General features: G+C 43.5%; 14 protein-coding genes. 13 read left to right on the forward strand and 1 reads right to left on the reverse strand.

Annotated features, from left to right (window positions below):
* Window positions 1–69 precede the first annotated feature (69 nt).
* Window positions 70–750, reverse strand: coding sequence for a flagellar basal body P-ring formation chaperone FlgA (flgA, locus tag ACRRSW_RS09020; protein ID WP_432453538.1), 681 nt, complete (start codon window positions 748–750; stop codon window positions 70–72).
* Between the two features lie 174 nt (window positions 751–924).
* Here flgA and ACRRSW_RS09025 point away from each other — a divergent pair, with 174 nt between their 5' ends.
* The 13 genes from ACRRSW_RS09025 to flgL all read left to right on the forward strand — a co-directional run bounded on the left by ACRRSW_RS09025 (window position 925) and on the right by flgL (window position 13,475).
* A complete protein-coding gene (locus ACRRSW_RS09025; protein ID WP_432453537.1) occupies window positions 925–1,836 on the forward strand; it encodes a chemotaxis protein CheV in 912 nt (303 codons plus the stop codon).
* Window positions 1,837–1,854: 18 nt separating this feature from the next.
* Window positions 1,855–2,679: a CheR family methyltransferase gene (locus ACRRSW_RS09030; protein WP_432459167.1), complete on the forward strand. Its 825-nt coding sequence runs from the start codon at window positions 1,855–1,857 to the stop codon at window positions 2,677–2,679.
* A 182-nt stretch (window positions 2,680–2,861) separates the two neighbouring features.
* Window positions 2,862–3,260 (forward strand): flagellar basal body rod protein FlgB, encoded by a 399-nt coding sequence (flgB, locus tag ACRRSW_RS09035; RefSeq protein WP_432453535.1) that lies wholly within the window; start codon window positions 2,862–2,864, stop codon window positions 3,258–3,260.
* Window positions 3,260–3,679 carry a flagellar basal body rod protein FlgC gene (gene flgC, locus ACRRSW_RS09040; RefSeq protein ID WP_432453534.1) on the forward strand — a complete coding sequence of 140 codons (420 nt, stop codon included), beginning with the start codon at window positions 3,260–3,262 and terminating at the stop codon, window positions 3,677–3,679. Before flgB ends, flgC begins: the two co-directional genes overlap by 1 nt.
* 10 nt (window positions 3,680–3,689) lie before the next feature.
* Window positions 3,690–4,361 (forward strand): flagellar hook assembly protein FlgD, encoded by a 672-nt coding sequence (locus ACRRSW_RS09045; protein ID WP_432453533.1) that lies wholly within the window; start codon window positions 3,690–3,692, stop codon window positions 4,359–4,361.
* 30 nt (window positions 4,362–4,391) lie between these two features.
* The gene (gene flgE, locus ACRRSW_RS09050) at window positions 4,392–5,729 is read left to right on the forward strand and encodes a flagellar hook protein FlgE (RefSeq protein WP_432453532.1); all 1,338 of its coding nucleotides are present in this window, start codon (window positions 4,392–4,394) and stop codon (window positions 5,727–5,729) included.
* Between the two features lie 156 nt (window positions 5,730–5,885).
* On the forward strand, window positions 5,886–6,632 hold the full coding sequence (gene flgF, locus ACRRSW_RS09055; RefSeq protein WP_432453531.1) for a flagellar basal-body rod protein FlgF: 747 nt from the start codon (window positions 5,886–5,888) through the stop codon (window positions 6,630–6,632).
* A 16-nt stretch (window positions 6,633–6,648) separates the two neighbouring features.
* Complete coding sequence (gene flgG, locus ACRRSW_RS09060; protein WP_432453530.1) at window positions 6,649–7,437, forward strand: flagellar basal-body rod protein FlgG; 789 nt, start codon at window positions 6,649–6,651, stop codon at window positions 7,435–7,437.
* A gap of 26 nt (window positions 7,438–7,463) precedes the next feature.
* Window positions 7,464–8,138 carry a flagellar basal body L-ring protein FlgH gene (gene flgH, locus ACRRSW_RS09065; protein ID WP_432453529.1) on the forward strand — a complete coding sequence of 225 codons (675 nt, stop codon included), beginning with the start codon at window positions 7,464–7,466 and terminating at the stop codon, window positions 8,136–8,138.
* A gap of 26 nt (window positions 8,139–8,164) precedes the next feature.
* Window positions 8,165–9,265, forward strand: coding sequence for a flagellar basal body P-ring protein FlgI (locus ACRRSW_RS09070; protein WP_432453528.1), 1,101 nt, complete (start codon window positions 8,165–8,167; stop codon window positions 9,263–9,265).
* A gap of 2 nt (window positions 9,266–9,267) precedes the next feature.
* Entirely contained in the window at window positions 9,268–10,278 is a 1,011-nt protein-coding gene (flgJ, locus tag ACRRSW_RS09075) for a flagellar assembly peptidoglycan hydrolase FlgJ (RefSeq protein ID WP_432453527.1), read from the forward strand.
* Between the two features lie 5 nt (window positions 10,279–10,283).
* The gene (gene flgK / locus ACRRSW_RS09080; RefSeq protein WP_432459168.1) at window positions 10,284–12,257 is read left to right on the forward strand and encodes a flagellar hook-associated protein FlgK; all 1,974 of its coding nucleotides are present in this window, start codon (window positions 10,284–10,286) and stop codon (window positions 12,255–12,257) included.
* Window positions 12,258–12,263: 6 nt separating this feature from the next.
* Entirely contained in the window at window positions 12,264–13,475 is a 1,212-nt protein-coding gene (gene flgL / locus ACRRSW_RS09085) for a flagellar hook-associated protein FlgL (RefSeq protein WP_432453525.1), read from the forward strand.
* Window positions 13,476–13,543 lie beyond the last annotated feature (68 nt).

A 13,543-nucleotide genomic window follows, 5' to 3' on the forward strand; every position in this document is an offset into this window, starting at 1 on the left:
CCCCACAGTTAATCAATTTTCGTATTCAATATAGCTATCGGCTTTCAATGTCAAAACTTGAGAAAAAATTTAAAGTTTTATCTCAACTAAACCTAAGGCCTTTATCCGACCAGTGACTAGGCGTTGTGACTTATTGTTTCTTACTTTTATGGTATCACCGATACTACCACTAGATAAAGCCGTTCCCTGAGTGCTAACACTTAAACCGCCTGCACCGGCAGAAATTATCACAGCATCTCCTTTACATATTAAGCAAATATCGCGCCCATTTATTATTTGGTCTTTTCTTAAACTCCGTTTAAGCTTAGCACCTAATAGCGAGTTAAGTTCGGTAAAGTAGTTTCCGCGTAAGCGATTTTCCGGTAAATAAGATAGACTTAAGTGTTGTTTAGTCAGTACGGCTCCTTGTTGAAGAGGACCGTTGGCAATCACAACCAATAATAATACTTGTTTTCTGACAGGGATGTATAATCGCCAATTGGTTTCGTCTGTGCAACTGACGAGAACACTAGTGTTACGCCTTATCTCACCGTTTGCTAAGCTGTAGCTAAAGCCACTAGGGCAGTTAGGTATAGCGATGCGTTCATCCAATTGATTAGCGGTTAACTCAATTTTTTGATCGGGCTGGTGAGTGATGTGAGAGTCGACAAAATTGATAGCTGATTGTTCCAGCTGCTGGTGTAACTCGCTAGTGTGAGCTATAAGACTAAAGAAAATTAATAGTAACGCGGTGATAAATTTTTTTAGCATTTCTTATATGATACCGATTAAAGCAAAGTAACAATTGGCTTTTTTGTCTATGCTTAACAAGTTGGCACTAGGTTAAACAGCGTCAAAAAAACGGCTATTAAGTAAGATTAAGTATTAGTATACAGGGGTAAGCAAAGTTAATGCCCTTTTCTAGGTCTAAGGAGTGACAAACGTATGGCGGGTATTTTAGATTCGGTAAACCAACGGACTCAGTTGGTTGGGCAAAATCGCCTAGAATTGTTGTTGTTTAGGTTAAATGGTTCTCAGCGCTACGGTATTAATGTTTTTAAAGTCAAAGAGGTATTACAATGTCCTCCGCTAACGGCATTACCTAAGCTTAATCCTGTGATCCGCGGTGTGGCACATATTCGAGGTCAAACCATTTCCGTTATCGACTTAAGTTCAGCGACTGGCGGCCGACCTATCGAAGATCTTTCTAAGTGTTTTATTATTATTTCTGAGTATAACCGTTCGGTCCAAGGCTTTTTAGTGGGCTCAGTTGAAAGAATTGTCAATATGAATTGGGAAGATATTCTGCCACCACCAAAAGGAGCTGGTAAATTTAACTATCTGACCGCGGTTACCGAAGTAGAAAAAGAGTTAGTTTCTATTTTGGATGTCGAAAAAATCTTGGACGAAATTTCTCCGGTAAGCACCACGGTTAGCCAGACGATCGTGGATGAAGCAACCGAAAATGTTAAAAATGATAAAAAAGTATTAGTGGTTGACGATTCATCGGTGGCGCGTAATCAGGTGAAAAAAGCGGTGACATCTTTGGGGGTTGAGGCACTTCTTTGCCAAGATGGGCGTGAAGCTTATGAATTATTGGTGAATATGGCAAAAGATGGGCCGATTACTGATCAAATAGCGTTAGTTATTTCTGATATCGAAATGCCAGAGATGGATGGTTACACGCTGACAGCTGAAGTGCGCTCTCATCCAGACTTAAAGAATTTACATATAATCTTACATACTTCGCTCAGTGGAGTATTCAATCAGGCGATGGTAAATAAAGTTGGTGCTAATGCCTTCGTTGCTAAATTTAATCCTGACGAGTTGGCTGCGGCTGTTCGTCAATCGTTATAGAAGAGTGTGGACGCATTTGTGAGAACAATCACTGACGATGTATATAAACAGTTCTGTGGCTTTTTAGAGAAGCAATGTGGAATTGTATTAGGCGATAACAAACAGTATTTAGTGAAAAGTCGTCTGTCTCCGCTAATGGCTCAGTACTCTATCGCAAGTTTAACCGAGTTGGTTCAAAAAGCGATGAGCTTACGCGAGCGAGATCTCCGTGCTTCGGTGGTCGATGCGATGACAACCAACGAAACCTTATGGTTTCGCGATACTTATCCTTTTCAGTTATTGGGCGATAAGCTTCTTCCTGAATTCCAAAAACTCACTCGACCAGTTAAAATTTGGTCGGCGGCTAGTTCATCGGGACAAGAACCTTATTCAATCATGATGACCGCTCTTGAGTATCAAGCGAGAAAGCCTGGTGCTTTATCGATGGGTGTTCAGGTGGTTGGGACCGATATTTCGCCGTCAATGCTGGAACATTGTAAGCGTGGAGAATACGATTCTTTAGCTTTAGCGCGTGGTTTATCGCCTGAACGTAAACGTCAATTTTTTGAAGCCAGCGGTGACGGTCGTTTTCGAGTGAATGACAAAGTTAGAAAAAATGTCAATTTTCGCCCCCTAAATTTACTCGATAGTTATTCATTAATGGGTAAGTTTGACATTATTTTCTGTCGAAATGTGCTTATCTATTTTAACGCTGAAGTAAAATCTAAGATTTTGAATCAATTTGCTCAGGCTTTAAATCCTAATGGCTATTTGATGCTGGGCGCTTCCGAGTCAATTACTGGTTTAACCGATCGATTTAATATGTTGCGATGTAATCCCGGCATTGTATATCAACTGAAATAGTTTCAACGATAGAGCGGCAGAATAGGCAACTCTTGCCGCTTTTTGCCGCTAAAGGTCCTTAAGTATTCAGTGCTTCGCCTTACTCAGGCTTTACTTTCCTATTTACTCTGTATTCCCAACGTCAAAAAAACACTGGCACAGCTTTTGCATTTTTCTATTTGTAATTGTGCGAAGAGGTGTGTATGGCAATAACTTTCGATAAAGCATTAGGTGTTCATCAGTATACGGTTGGGGTAAGAGCTCGGCGGTCTGAGGTTCTCGCGAGTAATATCGCTAATGCCGATACACCTAATTATAAAGCACAGGATATTGACTTTAATAAGGCTTTTGCAGCCGCGAAGGCTGGACAGCACAGTGGCATGCAACTTACCAATGATCGTCATATGGGCGGTGGTAGCAGCCAATTTTCAGAATTAGGTTTTCGCATCCCTAACCAGCCCGACACGGGCGATGGTAACACCGTCGATATACAGCAAGAAAAAGCAGATTTTATGCAAAATGGTCTGGAATACCAAGCTGGTATCGGCTTTTTGTCTAGTAAATTTTCTGGTTTACGTAATGCGATTAAAGGAGGTCAATAATGAGTTTCTTCAACGTGTTTGATATCTCGGCTTCAGCGATGAAGGCCCAGTCGGTGAGATTGAATACTACCGCCAGTAATTTGGCGAATGCTGACAGCATCAGCTCTAGTATTGACCAAACCTATCGTGCTCGAAAGCCCGTGTTTGCTGCAGAGTTAGAACGTGCGGGTAACGCTCAAGGCGAGTCGGCAAAAGTTAAAGTTGCTGGTATTGTCGAGTCGGATGCCCCTTTGCGTAAAGAGTATTACCCAGAACATCCCATGGCGAATGAAGATGGTTATATCTTTAAACCAAATGTTAATGTGATTGAAGAAATGGCCGATATGATGAGTGCCTCGCGCTCCTATCAAGCGAATGTGCAGGTCACTGAAGCTGCGAAGCAAATGCTAAATAGCACTCTCAATCTGGGTAAAAGTTAAGGAGTAGGTCGTGTCTACTATTGATCCACTACAAGGTAACCGTTGGCAACCTGAGTCGATTGTTCCGGAAAGTAATAATAATCAGTCATTAGGGCAGGAAGACTTTTTCGCGCTATTGACCACCCAGTTGCAATATCAAGATCCGAGTAAGCCAGTTGATAACGCTGAAATGATCGCGCAAATGGCTTCCTTCCAGACTTCTGAAGGTATCGCCGAGCTGGGAACCAAATTTGACACGATGAACTCGATTATGAATTCGTCTGCAGCTTTGCAAGCCTCAACGCTAGTGGGGCAAAAAGTATTGGTACCCTTGGACTATGCCCACAATACGGGCAGTGGTTTTGAAGGGGTAGCGGTGACAGGCGCTGCAACGACCAATGTTAAAGTGACGATTGAAAATGAAGCTGGAGAAGTCGTTACAGTTATCGATTTAGGTGAGGGGAGTGGCAATATGAACTTCTCTTGGGACGGTACTGATTCCAACGGGAATCAAATGCCAGATGGAAAATATAACGTCAAAGTAAATGGCGTTCAGGGCGGTAAAGAGATCAGTTTACCCACCGCAACTTTCGCGAATGTAAGTAGTGTAAGTTTGGCTGGTGGTACATCTGGCGTAGTCGTCAATTTAGAAGGTTTGGGTGGTATCGCGATGAGCGATGTCCTTGAAGTTGCCAAAGCCTAGTAAAGTATATAAACGATAGGAGATTGAGAGATGTCATTTAATATCGCGTTGAGCGGCATCAATGCCTCGCAAAAGGATCTTGACGTAACCGCGAATAACATTGCGAACGTCAATACCGTTGGTTTTAAAGAGTCGCGGGCAGAGTTTGCCGATGTGTATGCAACATCGATTTTCTCAAATGCTCGTACTGCAGTGGGTAACGGAACCAAAACGGTGGATGTTGCACAGCAGTTCCACCAGGGAAGTTTGAACTTTACCCAGAATGCTTTGGATTTAGCGATTAGTGGAGAAGGTTTTTTTGTTACGGCTGCTGATTTGACTACCCAGACTCGCGAATTTACGCGTGCTGGTGCCTTCAAATTAAATGCGGATAACTTTATTGTGAATTCGCAAGGCCAGTATTTACAGGGATATACGGTTAATAACAGTGGTACTCCTTCGGCAGTGAGTATGGCGGCGACAAACGCCATTCAGATCAGCGCTGAAGTTGGTACACCGACCCAAACCAGTGAAGTCAATATGAGCTTTAACTTGCCCTCTAGTGGCACGACTCATGATATTGGTGACTTCGATCCTTCTGATAGTAATACTTATACCTCAGCAACTTCGGTGACTGTGTACGATTCTCAGGGTGGGTCTCATGTTGCGGAAACCTTCTTTGTAAAAGATTCCTCTGTGGCAAATACTTGGCATAAGTTGATCTATGTTGATGGTGAACCGACCGACGTGAGTGGAGGCACTGCTCATGTGCCAAACGCGGGTAATACCAACGCGACGATTCCGGCTTCGGCTACTTTAACATTTGATAGTACGGGGGCCTTAGCATCAACAGTGCCTGCGGTTATTGAAACGGTCGCTTTAGGAACTGCGCCACCAAATGGCCCTGGTGGGGTTTGGGATGCGGCGACGGGTTCGGTAGATTCTACGCAAACGCTTATCTTTAATTTGAACGGACCGACTCAGTATAACGCAGCTTTCGAAGTGTCTAGTCTTTCGCAGGATGGATCGACAGTTGGTAAATTAACTGGGATTGATATTGGGCCTGACGGTTTAGTGGTTGCGTCTTATAGTAATGGTCAAACTTCGAATATTGCTAAAGTTTCAGTGGCTAAGTTTGCGAACAATCAGGGCTTATCACAAATCGGTGATACATCCTGGCAACAAACACAATTAAGTGGTGAAGCGATTGCAGGTGAAGGTAACTCTGGCACTTTTGGTAAAATTAACTCGGCTTCCTTAGAACAAGCCAACGTGAACCTCACTGAACAGTTAGTTAACTTAATTAGTGCGCAACGAAACTTCCAAGCGAACTCTCGAGCACTGGAAGTGAATTCAACTCTACAGCAAACTATTATTCAAATTCGATAATCATATCGGATGACATAATAATAAAAAGGCAGCCTTCGCTGCCTTTTTATTTACTTGATTTATATGGTTTTTTATTGGCTTTGTTATAAGTTTTTATTGTTTGGCACCATAATTGCTCTATTTCTCATGAGTCAGCTATTTGACGAAGGGAATAAGATGGACCAATTACTTTATATATCGATGACCGGCGCAAAACAAAATATGCAGTCGCTCGCGGTGCGAGGCAATAATCTAGCGAATGCGAACACGACTGGCTTTAAAGCCGATCTAGAAAACGCACGAGCGATGCAGGCATTTGGCCCTGGTTTACCGTCGCGAGTATTTGCCATGACTGAGACCCCTAGTCAAAATTTTGCCAACGGTATGTTAAAAACCACGGGTCGTGATTTAGATGTTGCGATTCAGGGAGAAGGTTGGATTTCGGTTCAAGATAAAGATGGTCAAGAAGCATTGTCTAGAAATGGCAACTTTACGATCTCGGCAGCAGGGGTTCTACAAACCATGCAAGGTCAGCCGGTGTTAGGTAATCAAAATGCACCGATTATTATCCCTTTACCTGTTGAAAAGCTTGAAATTAGCGAAGATGGCACCATCGAAATACGACCTGAAGGTGCGCCAGGTGATGCCCTGGAAGAAGTTAACCGAATCAAATTGAGTAAGCCTTTTGCTGGAGATTTAAGCAAAGGCGGTGATGGTTTATTTAGAAGTACCACAGGTGCTGTATACCAACCAGACGCTACGGTTGAACTGACTAAAGGTGCATTAGAAGGCAGTAATGTAAATCCAGTCCAAGAGATGACTCATATGATTAGCATGCAACGCCAATTCGAAATGCAAATAAAAATGATGAAAACTGCTGAAGAAAACGAAAAAGCGACTAACAGTTTGTTGCGCTTAAGCTAGCAATAAGGAGTGTACTATGCATCCCGCATTATGGATCAGTAAAACTGGCTTAGATGCCCAGCAAACCAATGTATCGGTTATTTCTAATAACCTCGCTAACGCCAGTACTATTGGTTATAAAAAAAGCCGAGCGGTGTTTGAAGATTTACTTTATCAAACTGTGAATCAGCCTGGCGGGCGTTCTTCACAAAACACCAAAATGCCTTCCGGTCTAATGATTGGCGCTGGCGCAAAGGTGATTGCCACCCAAAAGAATCATGATCAAGGTAATGTGCAAACCACGGACAATTCCTTTGACATGATGATCGACGGTCGTGGCTTTTTCGAAGTATTAATGCCTGATGGCACGACTGCTTACACTCGTAATGGTCAATTTAGTTTGAATGACGAAGGCACGATAGTGACTCCGGGATCTGGTTATCCGCTGCAACCCGAAATCCAAGTACCAGCCGATGCACAAAGTTTTACGGTGGGTGAAGATGGTGAAGTGAGTGTTCGCTTGCCCGGTCAAACCGATAGTCAGGTAATTGGCCAAATTACCCTGAGTGACTTTGTGAATCCTTCGGGCTTAGAGCCTCAAGGTCAGAACTTATATTTAGAAACTGGTGCCAGTGGTGCACCGCAAAATGGGATTGCTTCCGAAAATGGCCTTGGTTCTATTCGCCAAGGAGCCTTAGAAACATCCAATGTTAATGTTACCGAAGAGTTGGTGAATTTGATTGAAGCACAGCGTGTTTATGAGATGAACTCAAAGGTTATATCTACCGTCGATCAAATGTTAAGTTTTGCAACTCAACAATTGTAAACACAGATCAGAGAGAGGGATGACTGATGTATAGATTAGTCGTAGCGTTGATGAGTATAACGATGGTGGGATGTGCAAGCGTCAATCATGCCGTGGTTCCCGATGACCCGACTTATGCACCTGTTTATCCAGAAGAAGTTGCAATAGAAGCGCGCGTGACTGGTTCGTTATTCGCTGAAGCTGTTGCAAATAACCTATATGCAGACAAAAAAGCCCATCGCGTTGGTGATATTATTGTGGTTAACCTTGCAGAACGAACTCAAGCAAGTAAGTCGGCTAGTAATGATTTAGCCAAAGATAAAAATTTCAATCTCAATCCAATTACCGTACCGGGCGGGGTGGCAACCATTGGTGGCAACCCAATTGAGCTTGGCTTAACTCAAAATAGTGCCTTTACTGGGGAAGCAGATGCCGCTCAGAGCAACAGTTTAGCGGGTAATATCTCAGTGAATGTGGTCAAAGTATTGGCCAATGGCAACATGCTCATTAGTGGTGAGAAGTGGCTGATGCTTAATAATGGCAATGAATATATTCGCTTAACCGGGATTATTCGTTCCGATGATGTGTCACCAGACAATACCATTCCTTCATTACGTATTGCCAATGCGAGAATTCAATATGGTGGTACTGGTGATTTTGCCAATACGACCGAACAAGGTTGGTTGTCTAAGTTCTTTAATAGTCCTGTATGGCCGTTTTAAGCGTCGTTAGCTCGAGGAGTCGTCCCATGTTTAAACGCAGCATTATGATGTTCAGTATCGCTTTGTGTTTGTTGGCAAACACCGTGAGTGCTGCGCGACTAAAAGATGTCGCCGATGTCGCAGGTGTGCGAGCCAACCAACTCACGGGCTATGGCTTGGTGGTTGGTTTACCTGGCACTGGTGAAAAGAATAGTGAATTTGCTAAGCAATCATTTGCGACGATGTTACGCAACTTTGGCATTGTATTGCCTGCGGGCACAAATTTAAAAATTAAAAATGTCGCGCCAGTTGCTGTATATGCAGAGCTTCCCGCTTTTGTGAAACCGGGGCAGACCATTGATATCACGGTATCTGCGATTGGTGAAGCGAAGAGCTTACGTGGCGGCGCATTGATTCAGACTTTTTTAAAGGGGGCCGATGGTGAAGTGTATGCCTTGGCTCAAGGCAGTCTTATTGTTGGTGGTTTTGGCGCTGAAGGTGCGGATGGCTCCAAGGTGATCTCTAATACTCCAACGGTTGGGCGTATTCCCAATGGTGCGATTGTTGAACGAGCAGTGCCTTCGCCATTTATGAGTGGTGATACCATCACTTTTAATCTGAAACGCTCTGATTTTACTAGCGCGAAACGTCTTGCCGATACCATTAATAGTTTGGTTGGGCCTAATACGGCGACACCGATGGATGCATCTTCGGTACAGGTTTTCGCGCCTCGAGATCCTGGGCAACGAGTCGCCTATTTATCAACTTTAGAAAATCTTACTTTTGAACCCGCATCAGAGTCAGCCAAAATTATTGTCAATTCACGTACTGGTACCATTGTAATTGGTAAAGATGTGCGCTTATTACCGGCTGCCATCACTCATGGTGGGCTGACGGTGAAAATATCTGAGACCCCGGTTATTTCGCAGCCAAATGCATTGTCTGATGGCGAAACGGTAGAAACGACAGCGAGTAACATTGAGGTGACTCAAGAAGATTCTCGGATGTTTAACTTTGACACCGGTGCATCATTAGATGATTTGGTTCGAGCGGTTAATCGGGTGGGGGTTGCGCCTGGTGATTTGGTCTCCATTCTGGAGGCGCTGAAGCAAGCTGGTGCCATTCAAGGCGAGTTATTGGTGATTTAATCATGGCAATGGACGCAGTCAAACAAAGTGCAAACTACAATGACTTGGCCAGTTTGGATGAGCTCAGAAGTGCAGCTCAGAAGGATCCGAACAAGGCCTTAAAACAGGTTGCAAACCAGTTTGAAGCATTGTTTATGCAGATGCTGTTAAAACAGATGCGTAAAAGTAATGCCGCGTTTGAAAGCGATTCACCACTGAATAATCGACATACCCAAACCTACCGAGACATGCATGATAGCCAAATGGCCTTGGAATTATCGTCTTCTGGCGCTCTAGGTTTAGCGGATCTTATCGTTGCGCAACTTAACCCCTCGGCCGCAAATATTACGCCTGCCTCGGTATTACGAGGGGGCCAGGAGATTGATTTAACGACTCGCTCGCTTGAGCAGCCTTCAGCACTTGGCAAGGATATTGCTATATCGACTCATGTAACGGCAGCAAGTAGTGAAACTTTAGAGAAAACTCACGCTAATCTGGATATAGACTCGAGTCAAACGGGTTCGGAGTCATCGGAACGGCAAACATTTGCCACGCCGAAAGAATTTATTGAAACCCTATTGCCGCTTGCTAAAAAACTGGCTGTGGATAAAGGGGTGGAGCCAATGGCGATTGTTGCACAGGCGGCTTTAGAATCTGGCTGGGGTAAAAAAGTGATCACCAATCATGATGGAACAAGTAGCTATAACCTATTTGGAATTAAAGCAGATAGGCGCTGGCAGGGAGATAAGGCAATGGTAAACACTTTGGAGTTTAGGGATGGGCAAGCTAGACAAGAGCGCGCTGCGTTTCGTGCTTATGATTCCTATGAAGCCAGTGTGAAAGATTATTTATCTTTTATCGATGGCCCTCGTTATCAGCAAGCCTTAGCCAATGGTATGGATGCTAAGCAGTATGCGCGTGAGTTACAAGCCGCCGGTTATGCGACCGACCCTCAATATGCGAGTAAAATTAGTCAAATTTTGGATGGTCAGCATTTTGATGATTATCGTAACACCTTGGTTGAAGGGGAGTAGATAGCATGGCAATGAATGACTTACTCACCATTGGTTCGTCTGGGCTTGCTGCCCATCAGCGTTTGCTGATGACCACCGGTAGTAATATTGCCAATGTGAATACCCCAGGCTATAGCCTACAGCGAACTTTTTTTACCGCCGATACCTTGGGAGGCGTGAGAGATGGAAATACTTCTCGGGTACTCAATGGTTTTGCTCAGGCACAAATGTTCCGCGATACCTCAACCTTGGCAAACCGCAATGCCTATTTAGATTCGGTGAGTCAAATTGATGCCATTGTGAGTGATGATGCCTTATCTCTTAGTTCGAAATTTGATGATATGTTTACTCAGTTGCATGCGACCACCGATAATCCGACTGCGTTATCAACCCGAGAACTAGCCTTAGCTCAATTTGACGCACTCACCGAACGCTATCGAACATTAAATGAGCAATACCAGCTTCAAGAAAAAAATATTAGTCAAGATTTGGTCGAAAAAGCCAATGAATCGAATGCTTTGATTGTGAACATTGCCGACATCAATAAAGAAATTGTAGCATCTGGCGGAAACCCGTTAGATGGTGATGTAGCGGTATTATCTGATAAACGAGATCAAGCGATTAATGATTTAGCCGAATTGATTGATATTAATACGATTGTGCAAGATGACGGTTCAACGTTGGTATTTATGCGCACTGGTCAGGCTTTGGTGTTGCAAGATGATTATACCACATTGAGCATGGTTGACGGTGACCCCGATAGTACCCAAAAAGAGATGACTATTTCTCTTGCTGGTTCGAGTCGAATAATAGGCCGCGAAGAAATCGGTAGTACGATTGGCGGCTTGATGGAGTACCGGAAAACAACGTTGGATGTGAGCCGTAACCAGCTTGGTCAGTTATCTATTTCGATGGCTGATGCTTTTAATGCCCAAAATAAATTGGGTATGGACCTAAACGGTGATATTGGAACAGATATATTTACCTTACCCACTTTTGCCGGAAAGGAATTTTCAACAAATACTGCCTCGGGTTCAATCTCTGGTTCTTTTATCTCAGGAAAAGGCAGCGAGGTTACGCCTTACGATTATCGGATAAGTTTTCTCTCGGCAAGCACTTTTGAAGTACAACGTTATGATGGTGATAGTATGGTGGGGGCAGTGGTTACGGGGTCTATTCCGCCAACGGCCTTCGAGCTTGACGGGATGGAGTGGGATTTTTCTTCGGGGCCCTTTGCGGCAGGTGATAAGCATTTAATTCAGCCGACGCGTGATGTGGCCGCACAAATGACGGTGAGTATGAGTCAACCTGAGAAGTTGGCGCTAGCCGCGCCTGTGCGGGTTGAGCGTGATTTGGCGAACCGCGGCAATGCTTCAATTAGTATCAATTCGATTTATGATACTGACCCTACAACGTCTGCTTTCATCGCTCCGGGGGGCTACGATGTTGCAGGGCCGCATCAAGTGGTGGTGAATGCTGCGGGTGACTATGAAATTTATGACGATGCCGGCACTTTGTTGGCAACCGCCGCAGCGGCAACCGCTGGTCAGCAACTTTTTGCTAATGCCGTTCCGCCTTTAACGCCGGGTTATGACATTAATATTGATGGTGATGTGCAAGAAGGTGATGTGTTCAATTTTGACTATAACACCGATGGTTTCAACGACAATTATAATGCCTTACGCTTAGTTGATTTACAGCAAATGGATTTGGTTAGAAAAAGCTTAGCCAGTACTGGTGACAATAAAATGACCATGAATGATGCCTATGCTAGCCTGGTGAGTTTTATTGGTGGTAAAACCAGTGAGGCTCGAGTGTCGGCGTCAGCTGCTACATCTTTGTTGGAGCAGAGTACCCAGCGGCATAACTCTATCTCGGGGGTGAACCTTGATGAAGAAGCATCTAACTTGATCCGCTTTCAGCAAGCTTATGCTGCATCGGCACGTGTCATCAGTACAGCCCAGGAAACCTTTCAAACACTATTAAGTTCATTGAGGTAATTTATTATGCGTGTATCAAGTATGAACTTGTATCAAAATTCTTTGAATGGCGTGCTTAATTCTCAGCAACAAGTTGATAAAATGAATGAGCATTTAATCACCAATAAAAAGTTGCTGACTTCTGCAGATGGCCCTTCAGATATGAGTAAGTCAATGTTTTTGAGCACCGAAATCACTCTGACTGAACAGCATTTAAAGAATGGGACCTTGCTTGAAAATGCATTGAACTTTGAAGAGTCAGTACTAGGTGGTATGACTACGGCTATGCAACGAGCCAGAGTATTGGGGGTTCAAAGCGGTGATGGTATTAATGGTCAAGCAGAGCGAGACTCTTTAGCTCAGGAGTTACGGCAGATTCAAGCTCAACTGTTGGATTTTGCCAATAGCCAAAATGCTGATGGTAGTTATGTGTTTTCCGGTTTTCAAACTCATAAAAAAGCTTATATTTATGATGGAAGTGAATATATTTATCAAGGTGATTCAGGTAAAAGTGAATTAAAGGTTTCTTCTTCTGTTTATATTCAAAACAATGATACAGGGAAAGACGTTTTTGATGATGTTTTTGAACGCTATAAAACTAATGATACTAGCGTGAACATTTCAACTGTCGTCAATGATCAAAAGGCGTTTGATTCTTTTTATAATCAAAACTATGATCCAATAACACCTGCTAATAATAGTTTTCAGGTGCAAACTAGCGCTGGTGTTCCTGATACTTATGAAATATTAGATAGTGGTGGGGCCTCGTTAGTACCGCCAGTTACTGGAAATTATGTGGATGGACAGGAAATTAATTTTAATGGCTTAGCTATAACAGTAACAGGTGCGGTAGGTGCGACTGAAAGTTTTGAACTTACTGCACCCAACAAAAATAATGTGTTTAATATGGTGGGTGATTTCATACGGGCCTTGGAAGATCCCACTGTGCAAAGTATTGATTTCACTGAAGCTCAAAATGATTTTTTAGTTGGTATTGATAACGCCATGGAGAAGGTGGGTTTAACACTAGGCTCCATTGGTGCGCGTGGTAATGCCCTGGATTCGGTTAAATCGGCCGCTCAATCGATGGATATAGTGAACAAATCCTCACGTGCGAGCTTGAGTGAAGTGGACTTCGCTGAGGCGGTCAGTGACCTTCAGAAAGCCGAACTAGCACTGAATACGTCTTACTCTTCATATAGTCGAATTAGCCAGCTATCACTATTTAATTACTTATAGATTTAAAGTTATTTCAAATTCATGTAGAAAAATGAGCTAAAGAATATTGGAGTTCTGCCGATATGAGA

The organism is Agarivorans sp. QJM3NY_25 (assembly GCF_050870875.2).
Classification (GTDB): domain Bacteria; phylum Pseudomonadota; class Gammaproteobacteria; order Enterobacterales; family Celerinatantimonadaceae; genus Agarivorans.